15 protein-coding genes are annotated in these 23140 nt (G+C 63.2%); 9 read left to right on the forward strand and 6 right to left on the reverse strand.

Features of this window, described 5'->3' with window-relative positions; translation table 11 throughout:
- Window positions 1–178: 178 nt before the first annotated feature.
- On the reverse strand, window positions 179–1141 hold the full coding sequence (locus tag PAN31117_RS14115; protein ID WP_150738732.1) for a LysR family transcriptional regulator: 963 nt from the start codon (window positions 1139–1141) through the stop codon (window positions 179–181).
- Window positions 1142–1254: 113 nt separating this feature from the next.
- On the opposite strand from PAN31117_RS14115, the gene ilvD (PAN31117_RS14120) reads away from it, so the two are divergent.
- The 3 genes from ilvD (PAN31117_RS14120) (at window position 1255) to PAN31117_RS14130 (ending at window position 5642) form a co-directional block, all read left to right on the forward strand.
- Window positions 1255–3123 carry a dihydroxy-acid dehydratase gene (gene ilvD / locus PAN31117_RS14120; RefSeq protein WP_150738733.1) on the forward strand — a complete coding sequence of 623 codons (1869 nt, stop codon included), beginning with the start codon at window positions 1255–1257 and terminating at the stop codon, window positions 3121–3123.
- Between the two features lie 203 nt (window positions 3124–3326).
- Window positions 3327–5000, forward strand: a complete 1674-nt coding sequence (gene ilvD, locus PAN31117_RS14125; RefSeq protein ID WP_150738734.1) for a dihydroxy-acid dehydratase — start codon at window positions 3327–3329, stop codon at window positions 4998–5000.
- Between the two features lie 255 nt (window positions 5001–5255).
- On the forward strand, window positions 5256–5642 hold the full coding sequence (locus tag PAN31117_RS14130; protein WP_150738735.1) for a c-type cytochrome: 387 nt from the start codon (window positions 5256–5258) through the stop codon (window positions 5640–5642).
- Between the two features lie 37 nt (window positions 5643–5679).
- On the opposite strand, the gene PAN31117_RS14135 is transcribed toward PAN31117_RS14130, so the two are convergent.
- The 3 genes from PAN31117_RS14135 to PAN31117_RS14145 are packed head-to-tail and all read right to left on the reverse strand — an operon-like array spanning window position 5680 to window position 7975.
- The gene (locus tag PAN31117_RS14135) at window positions 5680–6048 is read right to left on the reverse strand and encodes a DUF2486 family protein (protein ID WP_174990954.1); all 369 of its coding nucleotides are present in this window, start codon (window positions 6046–6048) and stop codon (window positions 5680–5682) included.
- A gap of 2 nt (window positions 6049–6050) precedes the next feature.
- Entirely contained in the window at window positions 6051–6467 is a 417-nt protein-coding gene (locus tag PAN31117_RS14140) for a DNA polymerase III subunit chi (protein ID WP_150738737.1), read from the reverse strand.
- Window positions 6464–7975 carry a leucyl aminopeptidase gene (locus PAN31117_RS14145; RefSeq protein ID WP_150738738.1) on the reverse strand — a complete coding sequence of 504 codons (1512 nt, stop codon included), beginning with the start codon at window positions 7973–7975 and terminating at the stop codon, window positions 6464–6466. Before PAN31117_RS14145 ends, PAN31117_RS14140 begins: the two co-directional genes overlap by 4 nt.
- Before the next feature lie 90 nt (window positions 7976–8065).
- Between PAN31117_RS14145 and lptF the strand changes: the two genes are divergently transcribed.
- The 6 genes from lptF to PAN31117_RS14175 all read left to right on the forward strand — a co-directional run bounded on the left by lptF (window position 8066) and on the right by PAN31117_RS14175 (window position 20815).
- On the forward strand, window positions 8066–9193 hold the full coding sequence (gene lptF / locus PAN31117_RS14150; RefSeq protein WP_150738739.1) for an LPS export ABC transporter permease LptF: 1128 nt from the start codon (window positions 8066–8068) through the stop codon (window positions 9191–9193).
- Entirely contained in the window at window positions 9193–10332 is a 1140-nt protein-coding gene (gene lptG / locus PAN31117_RS14155) for an LPS export ABC transporter permease LptG (protein ID WP_150738740.1), read from the forward strand. The genes lptF and lptG overlap by 1 nt, the downstream gene beginning before the upstream one ends.
- A gap of 10 nt (window positions 10333–10342) precedes the next feature.
- Window positions 10343–10723, forward strand: a complete 381-nt coding sequence (locus PAN31117_RS14160) for a sirohydrochlorin chelatase (RefSeq protein WP_150738741.1) — start codon at window positions 10343–10345, stop codon at window positions 10721–10723.
- A gap of 231 nt (window positions 10724–10954) precedes the next feature.
- Window positions 10955–15409: a dermonecrotic toxin domain-containing protein gene (locus tag PAN31117_RS14165; protein WP_150738742.1), complete on the forward strand. Its 4455-nt coding sequence runs from the start codon at window positions 10955–10957 to the stop codon at window positions 15407–15409.
- 28 nt (window positions 15410–15437) lie between these two features.
- The gene (locus tag PAN31117_RS14170; protein ID WP_150738743.1) at window positions 15438–16121 is read left to right on the forward strand and encodes a hypothetical protein; all 684 of its coding nucleotides are present in this window, start codon (window positions 15438–15440) and stop codon (window positions 16119–16121) included.
- A 107-nt stretch (window positions 16122–16228) separates the two neighbouring features.
- The gene (locus PAN31117_RS14175) at window positions 16229–20815 is read left to right on the forward strand and encodes a dermonecrotic toxin domain-containing protein (protein ID WP_150738744.1); all 4587 of its coding nucleotides are present in this window, start codon (window positions 16229–16231) and stop codon (window positions 20813–20815) included.
- A gap of 30 nt (window positions 20816–20845) precedes the next feature.
- Here PAN31117_RS14175 and cobA read toward each other — a convergent pair whose 3' ends face one another.
- Together cobA and PAN31117_RS14185 are read right to left on the reverse strand one after the other, a co-directional pair.
- Window positions 20846–21652, reverse strand: a complete 807-nt coding sequence (cobA, locus tag PAN31117_RS14180; RefSeq protein ID WP_150738745.1) for a uroporphyrinogen-III C-methyltransferase — start codon at window positions 21650–21652, stop codon at window positions 20846–20848.
- A gap of 104 nt (window positions 21653–21756) precedes the next feature.
- Window positions 21757–23058, reverse strand: a complete 1302-nt coding sequence (locus tag PAN31117_RS14185) for a sulfate adenylyltransferase subunit 1 (RefSeq protein ID WP_150738746.1) — start codon at window positions 23056–23058, stop codon at window positions 21757–21759.
- Window positions 23059–23140: the final 82 nt, after the last annotated feature.

Below are 23140 nucleotides of genomic sequence, written 5' to 3' on the forward strand. Positions count from 1 at the left end.
CAAAGCGGCTGCCGTCTCCTCCGTCTCCTTGTTAGCAGCATGCGCTGTGCCGGTCGATGAAACGGCCCACCGGCACGCCACGGGATGGGCTGCACGATACCACGAGCATACGGCAGCGCGACATGTGCACGCGCTTGCACCTGCCACTTCCACGGTCCGGACACCCCGGAAGATCGGCTCAGCTGGAGAGCGTCGCACCCGGCGGGGTATGCGCCACGCCGCGCGCCGTCTCTAGAAACCCTTCGAGCACCGGCGTAACTTCGGCCGTGCGCCATAGCAGTCCGGTCTCGATCAGCGCGCTCGTCTCGCGCAGCGCCCGGTAGATCACCCCCGTGCGTCGCAAGTGGCAAAGCGATTGCGGCACCAGCGCCACGCCCATGCCCGCCGATACCAGACTGACAATCGTCTGCATCTGAATCGCCTCCTGTCCCACGCGGGGTGTGAGGCCGAGCGCCGCGTAGCATCCCATGATGATGTCGTAGAACGCCGGGGCCACGCGGCGGGGAAAGATGACGAGCGGCTCATCGGCGAAATCCGCCAGGCTCACCGGCGCACCGGGCTGGCCGTCGCTGCCCGCCGCTGACGCATCGTCCGCATTGCCTGCATCGCTGTGGCGTCCAGCAGGCAACGCAAGCATTAGCGGCTCCCGCACGATAGGCAGATAAGACAGTTCGTTGGCGTAGCGCGCAGGCACCGGCGGAATGAAGAGACCGGCGTCGATACGCCCGTCCATCAGCGCCTCGACCTGCACGTCGCTGGTCGCTTCGAGCAGTTGCAGCCGTACGCGCGGATAGCGTTCGCCGAACTCGCGTAACAGCGGGGGCAGGATGCCGTAGTCCGCCGTCGAGACGAAACCCAGCGAGAGCGTGCCGACCTCGCCGTGCGCGAGTCCTTGCGCGAGGGCGGGCAGCGCGTCGGCATCGGCCAGAATGCGGCGCACTTCGGGCAGCAGTTGCCGCCCCACGGCCGTCAGCTCGACGGAGCGGTTCGTGCGCACGAACAAGGGTGCGCCCAGCGACACCTCCAGCGCCCGGATTTGCTGCGAGAGCGGTGGCTGGGTCATCGAGAGCCGCTGTGCGGCGCGGCCGAAATGCCGTTCTTCGGCCACGGCGACGAAGTATCGAAACTGACGCAGGTCCATGATATGTTTTTCGACTCAATCCGAGTCAAATAATATATTTGACAAGCATTCAAGGAAAGACGAATCTTGACGTCCTCCCCATAAGACAAGCTGTAGTTTCACGGAAGACGACCATGCCTCATTACCGTTCCCGCACCTCCACGCACGGCCGCAACATGGCCGGCGCCCGCGCCCTGTGGCGCGCCACCGGCATGACCGACAACGACTTCGGCAAACCGATCATCGCCGTGGTGAACTCCTTCACGCAGTTCGTGCCGGGTCACGTGCACCTGCGCGATCTGGGCGCCATCGTCGCCAAGGAAATCGAGGCGGCGGGCGGTGTGGCCAAAGAATTCAACACCATCGCCGTGGACGACGGCATCGCCATGGGTCACGGCGGCATGCTCTACTCGCTGCCGTCGCGCGAACTGATCGCCGACTCCGTGGAATACATGGTCAATGCGCACTGCGCCGATGCCATGGTCTGCATCTCCAACTGCGACAAGATCACCCCGGGCATGCTCATGGCCGCCATGCGCCTGAACATTCCGGTCGTGTTCGTCTCGGGTGGTCCGATGGAAGCGGGCAAGGTCAAGTCGGGCGACGGTCAGGTCATCGCCAAGATCGACCTGATCGACGCCATGATCAAGGCGGCCGACCCGAAGATCAGCGACGCCGAAGTCGCCGAAGTCGAGCGCAGCGCCTGCCCGACGTGCGGCTCGTGCTCCGGCATGTTCACCGCGAACTCGATGAACTGCCTGACGGAAGCCATCGGTCTCGCCCTGCCGGGTAACGGCACCATCGTGGCCACGCACGCCTGGCGTCGCGGGCTGTTCGAGCAGGCCGGTCGTCTCGTGGTCGATCTGTGCCGCCGCTACTATCAGGAAGAAGACGCCTCGGTCCTGCCGCGCAACATCGCCACCAAGGCCGCGTTCGAAAACGCCATGACGCTCGACGTCGCCATGGGCGGCTCGACCAACACCGTGCTGCACTTGCTCGCCGCAGCACAAGAAGCGGGCGTCGACTTCAAGATGGCCGACATCGACCGCATCTCGCGCAACGTGCCGTGCCTATGCAAGGCAGCGCCCGCGACCGACAAGTACCACATCGAAGACGTGCACCGTGCAGGCGGCATCATCGGCATTCTGGGCGAACTCGCCCGTGGCGGCCTGCTCGACACGTCATGCGGCAACGTCCACAGCGGCACGCTCGGCAACGCCATTGCGCAATGGGATGTGACGAACAGCGCCAACGACAAAGCGCAAACGTTCTACAGCGCCGCCCCGGGTGGCGTGCCCACGACCATCGCCTTCAGCCAGTCGTCGACGTACCCGTCGCTCGACCTGAACCGCGAAGTGGGCTGCATCCGCGACAAGGAGCACGCTTACACGAAGGACGGCGGTCTGGCCGTGCTGTACGGTAACCTCGCCGACAAGGGCTGCATCGTGAAGACGGCTGGCGTCGACGAATCGCAATGGGTCTTCACCGGCCGCGCCCGCGTGTTCGAAAGCCAGGACGACGCCGTGGATGCCATTCTCGGCGACAAGGTGCAGGCGGGCGACGTGGTCGTGATTCGCTACGAAGGCCCGAAGGGCGGCCCGGGCATGCAAGAAATGCTGTACCCGACGTCGTATCTGAAGTCCAAGGGCCTTGGCAAGACTTGCGCCCTGTTCACTGACGGTCGTTTCTCAGGCGGCTCCTCGGGTCTCGTGATCGGCCACGCCTCGCCGGAAGCGGCCGAAGGCGGCACCATCGGTCTGGTGGAAGACGGCGACGTGATCGAGATCGACATCACCCAGCGCAAGATGCATCTGGCCGTGTCGGACGAAGAACTGGCCCGCCGTCGCGCCGCGATGGAAGCGCGTGGCGACGACGCATGGCAGCCGATCGGCCGCGAGCGTGTCGTCTCGCAAGCCCTGCAGGCCTATGCAGCACTCGCCACCTCCGCCGACCGTGGCGCAGTGCGCGATCTGTCGCAACTGAAGTTGGGCAAGCGCGGCTAATAGCGTGATGGGTTGAAACGTGAGCGGCGGCGGCCTCGGTAGACAAAGGCCCCCCGCTCACGCGCAGTAGCACAGCAATATCGCATCAAGTGGCGTTTCGTACCTATCGGGATGCCACTGTCAGTACAGCGTGATACAACAACGCCTATGTGCGGCGCTGCGGCGGCTCGTGGCGTGGCGCATCCCCACAGGAGAGAGACGTCATGGCATTCAACCGTCGTTCGCGCAACGTCACGCAAGGCGTGGCACGCTCGCCCAACCGCTCGATGTACTACGCGCTGGGCTACAAGGAAGAAGACTTCGACAATCCGATGATCGGCGTGGCCAACGGCCATTCGACGATCACCCCGTGCAACGCGGGGCTGCAGCGTCTGACGGACGCCGCAGTGGAAGCGATCAAAACCCATCAGGCCAATCCCCAGACCTTCGGCACCCCGACCATCTCCGACGGCATGTCGATGGGCACCGAGGGCATGAAGTATTCGCTCGTCTCGCGTGAAGTCATCGCCGACTGTATCGAGACGGCCGTGCAGGGCCAGTGGATGGACGGCGTGGTCGTCATCGGCGGCTGCGACAAGAACATGCCGGGCGGCATGATCGCGCTCGCACGCATCAATGTGCCGGGCATCTACGTCTACGGCGGCACGATCAAGCCGGGCAACTGGAAGGGCAAGGATCTCACCATCGTCTCCTCGTTCGAAGCCGTGGGCGAATTCACCGCCGGGCGCATGACCGAGGCCGATTTCAAGGGCATCGAAAAGAACGCCTGTCCGACAACCGGCTCCTGTGGCGGCATGTACACCGCCAATACGATGAGCTCGTCGTTCGAAGCGCTGGGCATGTCGTTGCTCTACTCCTCGACGATGGCCAACCCCGATCAGGAGAAGGTCGACTCGGCAGCCGAATCAGCGCGGGTGCTGATCGAAGCCGTCAAGCGAGATCTCAAGCCGCGCGACATCATTACGCGCAAATCCATCGAGAACGCCGTTGCGCTGATCATGGCCACGGGCGGCTCGACCAACGCCGTGCTGCACTATCTGGCGATTGCCCATGCGGCGGACGTCGAGTGGAGCATCGAGGACTTCGAGCGCATTCGCGCACGCGTGCCGGTCATCTGCGATTTGAAGCCGTCGGGCAAGTACGTGGCGACCGATCTGCACAAGGCCGGCGGCATTCCGCAAGTCCTCAAGATTCTGCTCGACGCCGGCCTGCTGCACGGCGACTGCATGACGATCACCGGCCGCACCATTGCAGAAGAACTGAAGGACGTGCCGTCGGTGCCGCGCGCCGATCAGCACGTGATCTTCCCCGTCGATAAGGCGCTTTACAAAGAGGGGCACCTCGCCATCCTCAAGGGCAATCTGGCCGAAGACGGTGCCGTCGCCAAGATCACCGGCCTGAAGAACCCGGTGATCACCGGCCCGGCGCGCGTGTTCGACGACGAGCAGAGCGCCATGGAGGCGATTCTGAGCGACAAGATTCAGGCGGGCGACATTCTGGTGCTGCGCTATCTCGGACCGAAGGGCGGGCCGGGCATGCCGGAGATGCTGGCACCGACCTCGGCGATCATCGGCAAGGGGCTCGGCGAGTCGGTCGGTTTCATCACCGACGGCCGGTTCTCGGGCGGCACCTGGGGCATGGTGGTCGGGCACGTGGCACCGGAGGCGTTCGTGGGCGGCACCATCGCGCTCGTGCAGGAAGGCGATTCGATCACCATCGACGCGCACAAACTGCTGCTCCAACTGAACGTGGCCGACGACGAACTCGCCAAACGCCGCGCCGCGTGGAAAGCCCCCGCCCCGCGCTACACGCGTGGCGTGCTCGCCAAGTACGCCGCACTGGCGCAACCGGCCAACAAGGGCGGCGCGACGGGCTGATTCGCACGCATGCCGCGCTGCCGCTGCACGCAAAGCGGCGCGACGAAATGCGTCGGAAGGCATCCGGCCTGAAGCAACGGCACGTCCCGCGACACGGCGGGCGTGCCGTTTTTCATGCGTCGTCGTGCCGCGCGAAACGGCGCAATTGCCGCCGTATAATGGCGCGTCGATGCATCTGCCCAAAGTCGTCGCCCACAGACGTCCCTGTCATGCAGCCTCGCATCGGATTCCGTCAACACGGTCGGGGAGTATCGAATGAAGGGATTTGCCGGCGCACGCGCCGGGACGATGATAAGCCTGTGGCTGATGGCAGCCGCTACCGCCCATGCGCAGTCAGGCACGAGCGCCGCACCGCAGTCCGATCTGCCCGATCACCGCGTCATGGAGAAGCTGGCCCGGGCACGGAACTGTATGACGTGTCACGCCACCGACCGCACGCTGCTCGCGCCGTCCTATCGCGACATCGCAAAACGTTACGCCGGGCAACCCGGTGCCACGGACGAACTGACGCGCTCCATCTCGGACGGAAGTCAGGGGAAGTGGGGCAAGATTCCGATGCCCGCGGGCTTGCAACTCGCGCCGGGCGAGGCGAACGATCTCGCACGCTGGATTCTCGGGATGATGCCGGGGTATCGCCCCTGATCGAAACGCGGGCCTCCCGCGTCCTCCGTCCTTTCGATCACCCCTGCGAGCGCACCTGTTTCGCCACCTCTTCGATGACGGCCTGCCGGATACGATCCGGCAGTTGCGCCTGCAAGGCGTCCGCCACCTGTTTGCCGATCAGTTGCACCAGCCAGGACGTCTGATCGATCAACGCGTCGTGACAGCGCCGCTCCACCATCGTCGTGATCTCGTCGGCCAGTTGCAGCGTGAGCCGTGCGCTCACACGCTCGGCAAACACCGCGACATCGGCCGGGACACCCTCCTCCGCCACCGGTGCGGCAACCTGCGCACCACCCGCAGCGCCCTCGGGTGCCGCTTCGCCCTCTGCGAGCACTTCGGTCAGCGTGGGAATGCCGGGGTCGTTGCGCTCGGGCTCGTTCGTCACGGTCAACCTCGCTGGTCGTAGTTGTTCAGGGTGTAGCCACGATCACGGTAGAAGCGATAACGCTCGCGCGCACCGGACAGGTCGTCGGGCGTGTCGCCGATGATTTCCACCACCCGTTCGAAACGCGCGAAGTGCGTGGGCACTCGGTTCGCCAGATTGAGCAAAACCTGATGGTGCTGCGCTTGCTCGTCAGGTCCGGCCAGCACGACCGGCGTCTGGGCCGCAACCGGGTCGGCCGTGAAGCAATGCGGGACGAACTCCAGCGGCGAGAACGTCCACAGGGTCTGATCGAACGCCCGCAGCACGTCGGGCTCACCGACGACCACGAGCGTCTGCCCGGCCCCGTAGACCTTGCGCGCGAACCGGCACGCGTATTCGAGCCGGTCCGCCACATGCGTGTGAAAGTCGACGCGGGTCACCGGGCTTCGCGATCGAGCAGGAACTGCGTGAGCAACGGCACCGGACGGCCCGTGGCCCCCTTCGCCGCGCCGCTCTTCCAGGCCGTACCGGCGATGTCCAGGTGCGCCCACTCGTACTTCTCGGTGAAGCGTGCCAGGAAACAGGCCGCCGTCACGCTACCGGCCGGACGCCCGCCGATGTTCGCCACGTCGGCGAAGTTCGACTTGAGCTGCTCCTGATATTCGTCTTCGACCGGCAGACGCCAGGCCGTGTCGCCCGTCGTGCGGCCGGCGGCCAGCAGCTCGTCGGCGAGCGCGTCGCTCTTCGAGAAGAGGCCCGAATTCACATGACCCAGCGCAATGATGCACGCGCCCGTGAGTGTGGCGACGTCGATCACCGCCGCCGGGTTAAAGCGCTCCGCGTAGGTGAGCGCATCGCACAGAATCAGACGGCCTTCGGCGTCGGTATTGAGCACTTCGATGGTCTGGCCGGACATACTGGTGACAATGTCGCCCGGCTTCGTCGCCTGACCGCTCGGCATGTTCTCCGTGGCAGGCACGATGGCGATGACGTTGAGCTTGAGGCCCATCTCGGCGACGGCGCGGATGGTGCCGAGCACGGAACCTGCGCCACACATGTCGTACTTCATTTCGTCCATGCCCTCGCCCGGCTTGAGCGAGATGCCGCCCGTGTCGAACGTCACGCCCTTGCCGACCAGCACAATCGGGGCCTGCTTGGCGCTGCCGCCTTCATACTTGAGGACGATGAACTGCGGCGGCTCGACCGAGCCACGGGCGACCGACAGGAACGACCCCATCTTGAGCGCCTCGATCTGCTTCGGTCCGAGGATTTCCGACTTGAGCTTGAACTCGCGCGCCAGCTTGCGGGCGGTATCGGCCAGATACGTCGGCGTGCACACGTTGCCCGGCAGATTGCCGAGGTCCTTGGTGAGCGCCATGCCGTTGGCGATGGCCTCGCCCTGCTTGGCGGCCAGCTTGGCGGCCTTCAGATCGTCCGGGGCGACCGAGAACACGACCTTTCGCAGCGCGGTATTGGCAGCTTCGGCCTTGCTCTTCATGCGCGTGAAGCGATAGGTCGCCTCGCGCAGGGCGAGCACAGAAGCGCGCACGGCCCAGGCGGTGTCCTGCCCCACGACCTTGGCCTGCGGCAGCGTCCAGAGCGCGTCCGTGGCGCGCGAGGCGAGCACGGCGCGCACGGCAGCACGCGTGGCTTCGTTGAAACCCTTCTGCGAGAGCTGATCTTCGCGGCCCAGACCGACGAACAGCACACGTGCCGGGCTCCAGCCGGCGACTTCGTGCAGCATTAGCGTGCTGCCGAGCTTGCCGTCGATTTCGCCGCGCTTGACCATGCGGGCGAGCAGACCCTTGCTCGCGGCGTCGAGCGCCTTAGCCAGCCCTGCGAGCGGCTGCTGCTCGAACACGCCAACCACCAGACATTCGGTCTTTGCATTGGCGAGACCGGCTTGGCCCGCCTTGGTCGAATCGAAGGCTTTTGTGCTAAAGTCCATCGCGCTTTCCTCGGGTAAAATTCGTACGAGCCGCAATTATCCGCTTTTTTCCGCGCTCGCCCAACCGCGAGAGCACCCAACCGTCATCACATGATTTTTCAGCGTTCCCTGCAGCGCGAGCTGAACTACACCGCCGGGGCCGTCTTCATGGTGCTGATCACCGTCATGCTAACGACGATGATGATCCGCATCCTGGGCTTCGCCGCGTCCGGGAAAGCCGATCCGCGCGACGTTCTCGTGCTCATCGGTCTGGCCGTCATCGGCTACCTCGCCGTCATTCTGATCGTGACGCTCTTCGTCTCGATCCTGTTCGTCCTGACCCGGTGGTACCGCGACTCCGAAATGGTCGTGTGGTTTGCCTCGGGACTGTCCATCACCGACTTCATCAAGCCGGTGCTGCGCTTTGCCACGCCCTATCTGGCCGTCATCGCCTTCTGCGCGCTGGTTGCCTGGCCCTGGGCGAACCAGCAGATCTCTCTGCTCGAAGCCCGCTTCGCCCAGCGCGACGACGTCTCCATGATCTCGCCGGGTCAATTCCGCGAGAGCGCGGCGAGCCATCGCGTGTTCTTCGTCGAGACGGTCTCGCCGGACGCTACCAAAGTCCACAACGTCTTCGTCTCCGGCACGGAAAACGGCAAGGTGAACGTCGTGGTGTCGAAAGACGGTCACATCGAGACGGCCAAGGACGGCAACCGCTATATCGTGCTGGAAAAGGGCCGTCGCTACGACGGCGTGCCGGGTCAGCCCGACTACCGCGTGATGGAGTTCGAGCGCTACGGCGTGAAGATCGACAATCCGACGACCGCAAGCACCGACAACACGCCGACCAAGGGCGTGCCTACTGCGCGCCTGTTCCGTGAAATCAAGAATCCGATCTTCCGCGGCGAAATCGTCTGGCGCGTGGGGCTGCCGCTGCTCGCACTGGCGCTCGTGCTGCTCGCCGTGCCGCTGGCCTATCAGAACCCACGTCACGGGCGCACCGTCAACCTCGTCATGGCCGTACTGATCTATCTGGGCTACACCAACCTGCTGAGCCTTTCGCAGGCATGGGTTGCGCAGGAACGTCTGCCGCTGGCCATCGGCGTGTGGCTGCTGCATGCACTCGCGCTGGCAGTCATCGTGCTGCTTTACGTGCGACGCGTGCGTTTTCGCGGGCTGTTCGGCCGACGCCGTAATAACGGTTCCGGCGCGGTGCGTGCATCGGAAGGGGCTCGCTGATGCGCGTCTATGAAAAATACTTCGCGCGCCAGATCTATCTGGCGTTCCTGTTCGTCTTGCTTGCGTTCGTCGGGCTGTTCGTCTTCTTCGATCTGGTGAGCGAACTGGGCGACGTAGGCCGGGGCGGCTACCGCTTCCAGCACGCGCTGGCCTATGTGCTGCTGTTCGCGCCGCAGCGCATGTACGAAATCATTCCGGTCGCATCGCTGATCGCGGCCATTTACGTGTGCGCCCAACTGGCCGGGAATTCGGAGTTCACGATCTTCCGCGTCTCCGGTCTGTCCACGGGACAGGCGCTGCGCTCGCTGCTGAAGATCGGTTTCCCGATTGTGCTGATCACGTTCGTCATCGGCGAGTACATCGCCCCGAGCGCCGAACAGCTTGCACAGAAGATCCGCCTCGAAGCCCTCGGCAGCTCGGTCTCGGCGGGCTTTCGATCAGGCGTGTGGGTGAAAGACACCGTCGATCAGGACGGCAACCGCGTCACCCGCTTCATCAACGTCGGCACGCTCAACCCGGATAACACCATTGCCGACGTTCGCATCTACGAGTTCGACGCAAAGCTGCACCTCGACAGCGTGCGGCTAGCCAAACTGGGAGAGTTTGCTGCGCCTAACTTCTGGAAGCTCACAGACGTGTCGGAAACGGTCTTCAGCGCCGTTGGCGACACCCCGGGCGACAACGATCCGTTGCGTGCGCTGGTGCAGAGCAAGCAGGTGCACATCGACTCGGTGCAGATGCGCTCGGAACTGACTCCGCAAATTCTGTCCGTGCTGATGGTCTCGCCCGACAACATGGCGATCGGCAGCCTGTACAAATACATCGGCCACCTGAAAGAAAACCAGCAGAACACCGATCGCTACACCCTCGCGCTCTGGCAAAAGCTGCTGTATCCGTTCGCCGTCTTCGTGATGATGGCGCTGGCCCTGCCGTTCGCCTATCTGCACGCCCGCGCCGGTGCCATTGGCCTGAAGGTGTTCGGCGGCATCATGCTCGGCATGAGCTTCCAGTTGCTGAACAATCTGTTCTCGCATCTGGGCCTGCTCAATACGTGGCCTGCCTGGTTCACCGCGGCATTACCGTCCCTGCTCTATCTGGTGCTCGCCATCGGCGCGTTGCGCTGGGTGGACAAGCACTGAGGACGCATCAATGCACGGCAAACCCGGCGTCGTTCTCTTTGCTCACGGCTCGCGCGATCCGCGCTGGGCCGAACCGTTCGAGCGTCTGCGCGACAAGCTGGTCGCGCAGCGCCCGGACGCCGACGTCCGGCTCGCATTTCTCGAACTGATGACGCCGAATCTGGCCGACGCAGTCGCCGATCTCGTCTCGCAAGGCTGTCAGGATGTCACCGTCGTTCCGGTGTTTCTGGGTCAGGGCGGTCACGTCCGGCGCGATCTCCCGGTGCTCGCCGACGCCTGTCGCAGCGCTCATCCCGGCGTCACCTTACGTCTGAGCGCCGCAGTGGGCGAAGACGATGCGGTGCTTCAGGCACTCGCCGTGTACTGTGCAAACGAACTGCCTCACGCCTGAGCGTCTGCCCCCCCGCCTCTCCCATCCCCCCTTCCTCACCTCCTCCGCACGCCAGTTCCGGCTGCTCCCGACTTCAGGGCTTTGAACGTAATCTGCAAGTCGTTCCGCCTGCTGCCCCGCCAAACTGATGTCTCGTGACCGGTGGACCGTTTTGATCTCACCCTGAGCTTTCACGCTTGGCGCCGGTTCCATGTCACTGCACGGTAGTCCCTTTTCGACGGGAGTCCTGGCATGTATTCAAGAGCCGCCGACACATCGGGTGCATCGGTTGTCCTTCCACGTGAGGACTACGAGATAGCCGACGCTGCGCATGCACTGAGGAGCGTCACCCACTTCGACAGACTGGCGACAAGCGCCCGGACAATTCTCGACGAATCCCCGGAGGCACAACCGGCGCTCGGTTTCATGTTGCGGCTTGCAGAGGAAGGCGTCTGCCGGGCCGACCTGGCGGCGTTGAACGACGGTCTCCTCGACCGCTTTGCACACGCGTTCGACACGCATCCGTGGTTGACGACCCACCTTCTGGATACGTTGCCGGGTCGACTTGCACGGCGCGCCCCGTGGGAAAGCGTCGAGGACGTTTGCCATTCGCTCCTCGGTTCGTCTGCCTTACGCGATCTCGAACGGTCCATGGCGCGCGCCGAGGGCTCACTACCGGAAACGTGCCGTTACGGCAGTGCCTGGCGCCGACACTTCTGCGAGTGGCGTCAGTCGATTGTCGACGCATGGCAGGACTTCCTGTTACTAGGCAGCGGCGTGCGTGCGTCGAACGACATCGTTCGGATGACGCTCACCTCGTCGCCGCCCGCCGACTCGCGGATATTGGATTTCAGCCGCGCCGGGGCAACCGGATACGCACTCGGGATTCTCTACGCCTCGTCGATCTGCCATGCCGTCCGTTCCGACTTGCCGCCCTCGCTGCCCCGGTATCGTTCGCCGACGCCCGATATCGACGTCGCACGGCCCGCAGCCGGGACATGTGCGCTTAAACCCGACGTTTGCGTCGCGGAATCGCCGCAAACAATCCTCGGTCGGTTGGAACACATCGTGGGCAACGTCGAGCACTTCGTCATGGAGACGGCCGTCCCCATCATCAGGCACCTTCCCTACGCGCTCGATCGCCTCCTGTTCCCCCCACCGTTGATGCTCCCGACGACCGCCGCCGACTTGTCTGCGACGGTCGCGCCGCCTCCCGCACTCCCCGACATGTCGCCGTCCCCCGAGCTGCAACGTCTGATCAACACGGCGCATTTCTGGCGGCATCGCGCAGCCACACACAAGGCGCTTTATGCCGCATTTTCTCCGTTGCTGACGTTTTCGCCACCGCCGAAAGAAGCGGAGTTGCTGCGCAGGCAATTTGCCAACGTCACTGAGTTCGTCGGCTTCGAATTGGCTGATCTCCGGCTCAGGCGCCATGCACCGACGGATCAACCTCGAATCAAGCAGGTAACACACTGGCCCCTCCAAGACGGTGCCCAGCGCGTTCGTGATCGCCGACTGAACATCGGGCATCCGGCGCAGGGGGTGAGTTTCGACATCAGCCTGGAGACCCGCCCCGGCGCAGTGTACGAATCGCCGACGGTCATGACAGCAGACCGATTCGACAGCATCGTCGCGCACTGGGATACCGCATGCCGCGAGCGGGCCGCCCGGACATGGCAGCCACCCACCGAATTCGATGCGATCGCAACGTCTCACCTCACCAACGCCACCATCACCACGCTTGCCCTCAGCGATCTGACACTGACCTACATCAACGGGCAGATCTCGAATGAGGCGTTTTATCTCGCACGAGCGGCGCTCTCCAACACAACGCTCTCGAAAGATCCGTCGGCACCCTCATTTTTGGCGCGCCGGCTCGAATTGACGATTCGCAGCGATGGCCAGGATCATGTCGCCGCCCCCGCCGGGACGTGCGTTATCGGCAAACCGTCCGGACACGGCGTCACGTTGCTGTACCTCCAGGGCGACGCACCGGCATGGCGCGCTTACTCCTCGTACAAAGTCTTTCTCGACGCTATCGATAACGACACGCTGTCGCTACGCGCCAAACTCAGTGAAAGGCTTCCGATTGCGATGTGCGACCAAGCCGCGAAAGACGTAGCGCTAGTGACGTTGCGCAAAACCAGCGTTGAACTGCCGCTTCAGATCGCCTCCCAGGCGACGCTAGACGTCATCAGGGCAGACGGCCCACTCCAGGCCATCCGACCCGACACCGCTCGCCGCATCGCGCAATACGGCAAATGGTTATCCGGTGCGAGCACGGAAGGTATGGAACAGGGACTGCACACCTTTCGACACGACTGTGCCCACGCAGGGATTGCGCTGCCCGGGCGTCCCATCGATATTTCGCTCGACGATGTCAGACGAATTGCTCATTTGGAAACGTTGCGATTCAACCTGTCGATGGCCGTCCCGCAGTTTAGGCAGATCACGCGGCGGCATCTCATGGACCGACTCGGACAAGCAGGCATCCACCCCCACGACCCCGATCAGATCTACGTCAAACTGGCCCATCGAGAAGCCTTAACGCTCACCAACGCCGTATTGCGTTCGACATCGTTCGAAGCCCTCTGGTGGGAATTGCCGCTGCTCGTGCAAAATGCCAACGGCCAGTACAGAACGATGGTCCGTCGGGGCTCGTCGTCGGATTTGCCGACAATGGCTAGCGACGTGATCGACAAGACCTTGGCAGAGGGACTGCGCCGCTCGTTCCACGACGCCGCCACCCAATTCTGGGAGACGTCGCGCGACAACGTGCGCAAGATACTCAAGGCGGAATTGATTGCGCAGGTGTGGCTATTGCGTGCGCAACGCAGAATGCCCGTCGATCAAGTGCATATTGCGGCGCGAGTCGCTGGGCCGATTGAACTCACTCGTCTCGATGGCGATGAACTCGCACGCGAGATTGGCGATCCGAACGTCGAGCGGGAACGGCTGAGCATCGGCGGCATGACGACGAGCCTGATGCGAGTCTCCATCGCCGGGCGCTCCCAATGCCTGCTGATCGCTCCCTATGACGAGGGCTTGCGTGTCTACGGCTTCGACGATCGCGACCGAATGGCATCCTGGTTTCGCGAACAACTGCGTGACGAGACCTCGCGCCAGCGCATCGTCGGCACGTTCGTCGATCGACGCCCTGTCTCCCCATCATGGTATGAGAAGGTCGAGCTCGACGCGCAGCGCGTGAGCGATGTGCGGTCCGTGGACACGTTCACAGCCATGGCGTCGGCGTACGAGGCGCGCCAACAACAACCGGATGCCACGCCCGGCGACACCCCGACGGCACGCCCGTTGTTAGCCTTCATGGACATGTTCTCGAAAGTCGATATCGCTTTCGGTTTAGGCACCTGGTTTCTCCCGTTCGCTCGCCCGGTAAGCACCGTCTACTCCATGATGGACGCCGGTATCGGCCTCACCGGCATCGGTATCGGCGCAGCAACCCACGACGGGGGCCTGTTCAGGCAAGGGTGGCAATCCATTTTGTCTGCGATCGGTGCACAGGGTCTGGCCGCCTCGAATTTCAAGGCCAAGCTCCTCATCACAGGCGACCCGCGCTACAAGTACTTCGTCTCGGAGGCACCGGTCGCAGCGGAAGCGTCGATTACCGGGCTGCATCGTGTGGGCACCCGATTCTATGCCGCCATCGACGCCGAGACCCGGGCCTATGTCGCATTCGATGAGTCGACAGGCTTCTTCCGTATGACGCAGGAAGCAACCTCGGACGTCGGGGACACCGAAGCTCCACTCATGCGCATGTCGCCTTCGGGGGATTGGCATGTCGTCTCGCCATCCGAATCCGCCCCGCCCGTACTCGAAGATCCGCATACCGCCTGGCGCATCGACCAGGGGTTTCGCTCGCGCTACGCGACGTTGCGCGACGCCCGCACCCCGGCATTCGACATCGCCCGTCGCTCGGTGACTGCCGTGGACACGTCGGCGACCACTATGCCGTTGTCGTGGCAATTACGCTTGCTCAAGCTCGATTTCCTGAATCCTGCGGAATCCGACCCTGAAGTGCTGGGCAATCTCGCCGGACGCATTGCCTGCCTGCAAAACGCCGTGGATGCGGCGGAGACGGTCGCGCTTAGCCCAATGGCCGAAGACGCGCGTCGCCTCGGCGCCACCTACCTCGGCGTCACACAAAGTCCGCGCATGTACGTGGGGAATGTTCGCATGGGCCTGCTACGCGCCTGTGCACTCGTTCCCTACCGATATTCGGTCGAGTCGATGGTGAGGCTATTCAATCAGCAGGCGCGACTGGTTCCGGAATTGTCGGCGTGGCTGGTGGCAGACCTGAGCCAATTGGGACGAATCGCCATCCAGTATCTGGATCCGTCACCGACTGGCCCGGACGTCCGGACGCTCGACACCCTCTTTGCGGGGCAGCAGGATACATCCCGCGCTTTTGAAGTGACAGCGGGAGCGCAAACGCTATTGCTGGGCCGCCATATTGGCCGTGCAGGTGCCGCAACCTTCTACTTTTTCGATCCGGCGAATGCCATCGTGGTACACCCCGAGTCCGCAGTGGTGCTAGGCCTGATGCGCGACCACCTGAGCGCCATTTTCGAGGGCATCTTGCCGACCGTCAGTGCCCGGGAAATCGATTTGGAATGGCTGAGTGAAATTCGTGTAGTCCGCCCGTTCACCGAGCCGGTCCCGATCCGCATCGCACTTCACATTTGAGGAGTGCATTTTCAGAGGAGCCTTTTGCATGATTTTCACGGAGTTGATTATCCCGGCGCCCGCCAATACGTGTCGCCCTATCGATGCACCGCCGCCGAACCCAATGTGTCCTCTGCGCCCGGATATCTCGCAGGATTTCACGGCGCTTCAACACGTCCCGAGCGGCGCGCTGCAACTTCGAGAATCGATTCGCACGTGCGAATGGTTCACGAACCGGATGGCGCAAATGCAGAAGAATATCGATGCGTTCAACGCCGCACTCGGCTCACTGACGCACAGAGACGACGCCAGGGCACTCAGGGCGCATGATGCACAGAACCTCGTGCTGGCGCACCTCATGTCGATGTCGTCCGATGCAGAGGTAGACAGCGCACTTCGCGAACTCATTCACGCCATCAATCACCGCCCTTGCGGAGAGTCGGTTGCCGACGTTTGCGAACGCCATTTCGGTCGAACGCTTCTGCAAGACTTCCAGCAGTGGTTCGCACGCACTGAGCAGGTCTATCAAGACCGTCTTAAGCACCAAACACGGAAGGAGTTTTTGGCGGCCCTGGTGGCGGTGGGCGTCCTTGGGCGCGAACGAGTCGCTGCGGCAATCGACGCCACCGTTCGTGCATTCCGGGTATTCAGGTGGGCCGGAACCGGCCACGATCCGCGAAACGAGATTGCCCGGGACAACCTAGGTGCACCACGTCCGGAGGTCGGCGACTGAGTCGCTAGAGCCCTCAACATACGCCATCACGCGGCCACCTGAAATGGTGGCTGCGCGTTCGTCAACACCGTCGCCCCCCAGACGCCACCCGCGGGAGTTCCAGACACATGTATTCGATCTCTGCGAGTCCGTCCGCCGTTGCGAGTACGGCTACGCAACCCGAGTTGCCTGCCGCGTCGAACCTCCCGCCGGACACCGTCGCGCGCCTCTCGGAATTCCAGCAAATCGCCGATGTCACGCTCAACTGGCTCGACGAATCCCCGGAATCCGCGCCTGCGCTCGGACTGCTTTTCTCACTCGTCAATCAGCGTGTGTCGTTCGACGATCTGTCGGCGCTCGACGACGACATCGTCTATCGGTTCGCCCGCCTCTTCGACGATCAGCCCCTGCTCGGCAGTTACGTGCTGGCTTGCCTGCCCGCGCAAATCCGGCATCGACTCCCCTGGGAGTCCGTCGAAGCCGTCGCCGAGCGAGCGCTGAGCGAATCGTCACTTCGCAGCCTGTCCCGATCGCTGTGCCGCGCTGACGTCGGAACCCCGGAAAGTGCAAGACACGGTAGTGCATGGGGGAAGTACTTCGCTCTATGGCGCGAACAGATCATTGGCTGGGCGCACGCGTTTCGGTGGGCAGGCTCGGGACATAACTGCGGAGGACCGGATACGCGAGCGATGCAACCGTACGCAACGGCACCCTCCCCCCGAGCGCCCGACATGAACTTCGGGCGAAGCGGCTGGACCGGATACGCCATCGCAATGCTTTACGGCTCGGCCATTGGCCACTGCCTCAGTCGCGTTCCGCATCTCGGACCGAGCCCCCTGCGCGACATTCCGATCACGCCCTTCGTTCCGGCGGAACCCATCGGCGCATGCGTCGGGCTGACTCCCGACCCTGTGTCGGCGCTCGACAACGCCGACGTTCGTGTCTCGGATGTCTTCGATGTCAACAGCCTAACCCGCACCGTCAACAAGGCATGGCAGTGGCTGTCGGACACGACGACGGACATGACCGGGCGTTCGATCAACGCGTTCGACGCATGGATGCCTCGCGATCCACTCCGCTTCACCGGCGCCTTCGCGGAGTCGCTCGATTCGCCCGAACCTTCCGTTCCGTCAGATCCTTCGGTTCCGAACGATCGTCCTGCCGAATTCGCAATTGCGACGTGGCGCGAACCGGAGCCCGCCTCCGCGACATACCACCGCGACTTCTTCTCCCTCTCCATCGCGGCCAATAGCTGGCACAACCGTGGTTCGGAACATCGGGCGTTACACGTCAAGTTCGAGCGATTGATGAACTTCTCCCCGCCGCCGACCGAGGCGGAATTGTTTAACACCACGATTTCGGACGAACCGGATTTCGCTAGCCTCGACCAGCCCGATATCGTGTTCAGACGCCACAAGCCGGTACCGGGAAGTACACGTCTGCTGGATGTGACTTACTGGAAGCTTTTCGACGCCGCACGAATGATACGTGCGGGGTCACTCGACATCGATAACCCGCCCGAGGGCGTCTATTTCGATGTGTGTCAGCGCTCCCCGCAAGGCGCGATACAGGGAAATCCCACGCTCGTGAGCGCGGAACGCTTTCGGGCGGTCGTTACCCAGTGGACGGAAAAGTGCGATGCGCTGGCAAAGCAGACCTGGTCGATTCCCGAATCATTGCCGGGTCAACTCGACTCCACACTGACCACAGCATCGCAAATCGCGCTGGCATTGAGCGACCTGACCCTGGGGTATCGACAAGGGCTGATCCCGCATCGGGCGCTAACTATGGTGCAAGACGTCCTTTCCCGATCGAGCCAGTTCCATATGCTCGGATCGCGTCCGACGTCGCGTCGGCTTATCGTCAAACTCACGCAGGGCAGCAGCAAACAGACTTTGGTTCCCGCTGGTACTTTCGTCATTTTCGAGCGTCCGCAAGGCGGCTTGACCCTGCTCTATCTGATGGGCGACGCCCAAGCATGGCGCGCTTTTGCATCTCCGGAGGAGCTGGCGAAGGCCATCGAAAAAAATGGCGGTGGTCTGCGCGACGTGCTTCTCGAACGGCTGCCACAATCCGTCGTCGGTGCGGGACTGGCCAACGCCCCGCCTGTCGCATTGAGCCCCGTCGCGCACACCGATCCCATTCGAATGGCAAACCGCGCCACGCTTGACGTCATGCGCGCCGAAGCTCCGCTGAAAGCTAGGCCTCTCACCACTGCCAACAGGATCAGGCAATACACGAACTGGTTGAGCGGTTCCTCCACCTCGGCCGTGGAAGAGGCGCTCGAAACGGCACGACGCGAGCGAGTCGACGCAGGCCTTCCGGCCTCACGACACAGCGCCGTGATCTCGCTGGCGCAGATCGACAGCATCCGCCACATTCAGGCGCTTCGCGCTCAGGTGTCGACAGCGATGCCGGACGTCCATCGTATGGCACAGGAGTTTGCAAGAGGCGTGCTGGATCGCTCCGGCCTGAGCAACACCGACCCGGACACGTTGTACGTGCGCATAGAGGGCTCCCCCGCCCCGATTTCTCTCACCGCCGCCTTACTCTACAAACTCCAGGTGCCCGACGCCGTCGCGACAGGCCCACTGCTCAGGCGCTCGCCCGAAGGGACGCTGCGCCCCGAGACGCAGGACTGGGCATCGGACAGCCCGTTTCCCGACGCTGCCGCCATTGTCAGCAAACTGGTCGATGGCCCTCCGGAAAAGACCATTTACGACGCCCTTGAGCATTTTTGGTCGACTTCTCGCAATACAGTTCGCCAGGTGCTCAAAAGCGAATTCATTGCGCAGGCCTGGCTACAACGCGCGAGCGGCGTACTCTCGGTCGAAGCGCGGCATCTGGCCGCACGTATCGCGGGCCCGATCGACCTGAATCGCTTCTACGAAATACAGCTGTCTTACGAAATCGTTTCGCCGAGAGTCAAGCGGGAATGGCTGCGCGTGAAGGGACACAATTCCACGCTGATGATTGTCTACGCGGAAGGTCAGCCGTCGGTGCTCCTGATCGCCGCATATCCCGACGGACCGCAAGTTCACGGTTTTGAAAGCCGGGCGAAGCTTGAAGACTGGTTTCAACAGCAAGCAGCCGACGATGACGCTCGCCGCCAGCTTGCGAGCGGCTTTAGTCCACCGCCACTCGACGACGAATGGCTTGTCGACGCAAGGCTCGACGCGGTAGGACAAGCTGTGCCGAGCCAGCCGGACACCTTCACCCTGCTCACTTTGGTGTACGAAGCGCAATCGCCACACGGTGCGTGGGCAAACGAGCGTATCCCCGGTCGTCGGGTGTTACTCAAGGCCATGGACTATCTGACGAAACTGGATCTGGCGGTTGGCTTTGCATCGTGGGCATTTCCTGCCGCCCAACCGGTCGGCACTGCCATTTCCATGGTCGATTTTAGTGTGGGCGTCGTCGGCGAGGGCGTGGCACTTCTGACCGGAGATAAGAAGCTGCACTCGCAGGCATGGCAATCCATGGTCTCGGCAGTCGTGGCGCAAGGCGCGGTGGCTGCGCGGTTTCCCGCACTCGCCTTCATCACGGGCTCCCCCCGATTCAACTATTTCGTGTCGCAACCGCCCGTTGTCGGTGAAGAGCTCATTCTGGGTTTGCATCGCACCGAGGGACGCCTGTACGCCGCCATCGATTCGTCGACCCGCGCTTACGTCGAGTTTGACAGCACGGTCGGGCACTTTCGCCTGATTCCGCCCGGCGGTTCGTCTGCCGCCGCGTCGAACGCCCCGTTCATGCGACTGGGATCCGAGGGACGGTGGCACGTCGCAACATCGGCCGATTTGCTACAGCCGGTGCTGGAGGAGCCGACCGTCGCGTGGCGTATCGATCAGAATTTTCTGGAACGCTACGATGGCTGGCGCAATAGACACGACTCGCTGTTCGAGAACGCCGTACGTGCGTATTCGGATACCGTATCGCAGCGCACGAGCCCGGTTGACGTGACCATTTCGGATCTCCGTCTGCTCAAGCTGGAATTCATCGATCGCACGATACAAAGCCCTGAGGCACTGGGCACACTCGCCGGTCGAATCAACGAACTGCAGAATGCCGTCGATGCCGCAGCGACGATCTCCGTCGCCCGGCTGCCCTCACAGGCAAGGGAGGTCGGCGCCCTCTATGTGCCGATCACACAGCGCTTTCGCCACTATCTCAGCCATCTGCGCACCGGTTTGCTGCGCGCGTCCGCCGTCGCGGCCTATTACGGCCGCGCCGAATCCGTCGCGAATCAATTCAATGCGTATGCGCAACTGTCTCCGTCGGCTTCCGAAGTCTTTGCCGAGGATCTCGCCATGCTGGGCATAGGCGACATTCCCTACCTTCCCCAGCCGCACGATCTCGTCGCCGGTTCCCGATTCGAGACCCTGCTCGAAGGGGCGCAGGACACCACGCGTCTGTTCGAGATTACTGCGGGAAGCCGCACGCTTTTGCTTGGCCGACGACTGTCGTCCACCGGCAATTCTCAATACGTATTCATGGACCCGGCGGTGGGAATCGTGACCCACTCGGACCGTGAGGAATTGACGAATCTGGTGAACACGCATCTGCGCGATGTGGCGTCGGAATACGAGATCCCTCTGGATGACGCCGGCAACTATGCAATAGACGTTGCCGAGATCGACGCCAGGGCGTTGGGCGACATGCCGTTGTTCCGCGACATCGATCTGTATGTACCGGTGCGCGAGGCTTTCAGAATCTAGCGACAACGCCCGGCCGGTGCTCGCGTGGCCTCAGGCGGCTTCGCGCGAAGCTGCCATCGACGACGACAGGCGAACCACTTCGTGGAGGGATTCTGCGTTGGCATCGGCAAATACCTCGCCGACGAGCAGCACACTGGGTTGGGAGGCGTCGAACCATGCCGCAGCGAGGCCCTGCGCCAACGCATCGAGACTGAGTAACACACGGCGTTCGCGCACCGTGGTTGCGGCTTCGACGATGGCCACCGGCGTGGTGGCAGATTTGCCTGCCGCGATCAGCTCTGCGGCAATGCGTTGTGCGGCGTCGCGGCCCATGTAATACACGAGCGAGTCGGCCGACGCCTGCGTCGCGATTTCCGCCGAATCGGGCGCACGGCTTTGCGTGACGAACGCGACACTGCGCGAGACGCCACGTAACGTGAGCGAGCGGCCGAGCGTCGCGGCACTCGCCAGCGCCGCCGTAATACCCGGCACCACTTCCACTTCGATACCCGCCGCTTCAAGCGCGCGCAGTTCTTCGTCCGCGCGACCGAACAACATCGGGTCGCCGCCCTTCAGGCGGACAACCACTCCGTGAGTACGTGCGTGATCGATCAACTGCTTGTTGATGAACTGCTGAGCGCTGGAGAGCTTTCCGCAGCGTTTGCCCACCGCGACAAGCTTCGCCTGCGGGCACAGGGCGAGCATGTCCGGCTCGACCAGTGCGTCGTGAAGCACCACATCGGCCTGTGCCAGCAGACGAGCACCGCGCACGGTGATCAGGTCCGCCGCCCCGGGACCGGCGCCTACCAGATACACCTTGCCCGGGAGCGGGGCGGATTGCGAATGCGTCGTCGTCATGATGCTGCCGTTGTTCAGTGGGGCCTGCACCGGCGAGGTCTGTGCGCGCCAAGTGCCTGCAATGCGAGATAAAGTGTGTCGTCGATGCGCTGCGAGTGAGGCTGTCAGGCCGCCAGTGCGCGAATCATGCCTGCCGCCACGGTGTGATGCGTCGCTTCGTCGATCAGCACAAACGCGCCCGTGGCCGGGTTGGCATCGTATGTGTCGGCGGCCACCGGCTTTTGCAAGCTGAGTTGCACGCGACCGATGTCGTTCATGGCGAGCGTCGTCTTGTCCGTGCCGTGCGAGAGCGTGCTCACGTCAAGCACCGTATCCACACTGCCGACCTTCACATACACCGTGCTGGTTGCCTGCTTGAGCAGATACTTGCGCTGCGGGGCGAGCGCATCTTCGTCGAACCAGCAGATGTCGGCCGCCAGCTTGCGCGACGGCTCCAGCCCCGAATCCGCGCTCACAAAGGTATCGCCACGCGACACGTCCACGTCTTCCGTCAGACGAATCGTGACGCACTGACCGGCAAACGCTTCTTCGAGCAGCCCGCGCGGGCCGACGATCTCGGCAACCGTCGCGTTACGACCTGCGGGCAACACGCGCAGCGTCTGACCCAGACGCACCGCGCCCGATTCCACACGGCCCATATAGCCACGGAAGTCGTCGGCATGGGAGCCGTCCTGACGCGCGACCAGTTGCACAGGGAAGCGCAGTTCGCCCCCCGTTTGCGCGACGGGCAGCGATTCGAGCATGTCGAGCAAAGGCTCGTCCTGATACCACGGCATACGCTCGCTCGCGTAGACGATGTTGTCGCCCTTGAGCGCCGACACCGGCACGAAGCGCACGTCCTGCAACCCGAGACGCTGCGCCAGTTCCAGATAAGCCGCACGAATCGCGTTGAACGCCGTCTCGCTGTAGTCGATCAGGTCCATCTTGTTGATAGCGACGATCACATGCTGCAAGCCCAGCAGCTTCACGATGGCGCTGTGACGCTTGGTTTGCGCGAGCAGTTCGGTCTTGCCCTCGACTTCGCTCACACGCGTGGCGTCGACCAGAATGATGGCGGCATGCGCCGTCGACGCACCCGTGACCATATTGCGGGTGTACTGCTCGTGGCCCGGGGTGTCGGCGATGATGAACTTTCGGCGCGCGGTCGTGAAATAACGATAGGCGACGTCGATGGTGATGCCCTGCTCACGTTCGGCTTCGAGGCCGTCGGTCAGCAGCGAGAAATCGATGTCTTCGCCTGCGGTGCGCTTGTGCTTGGCGCGTGCTAGCGCGGAGAGCTGGTCGGTCAGCACCGACTTGCTGTCGTATAGCAGACGGCCGATCAGCGTGCTCTTGCCATCGTCGACGCTGCCAGCGGTGATGAAACGCAGCACGCCGAGGTCTTCCTGATACGGGGTGAGGCTCATGATCTCTTCAACTCGATTGCGTGGCCCCTGAGCGACAACCTAGGTCGTGGGTCGCTCGGGTGGGCCGGTGTTCTTTCGATAG

This window comes from Pandoraea anapnoica (genome assembly GCF_902459765.1).
Lineage (GTDB): Bacteria > Pseudomonadota > Gammaproteobacteria > Burkholderiales > Burkholderiaceae > Pandoraea > Pandoraea anapnoica.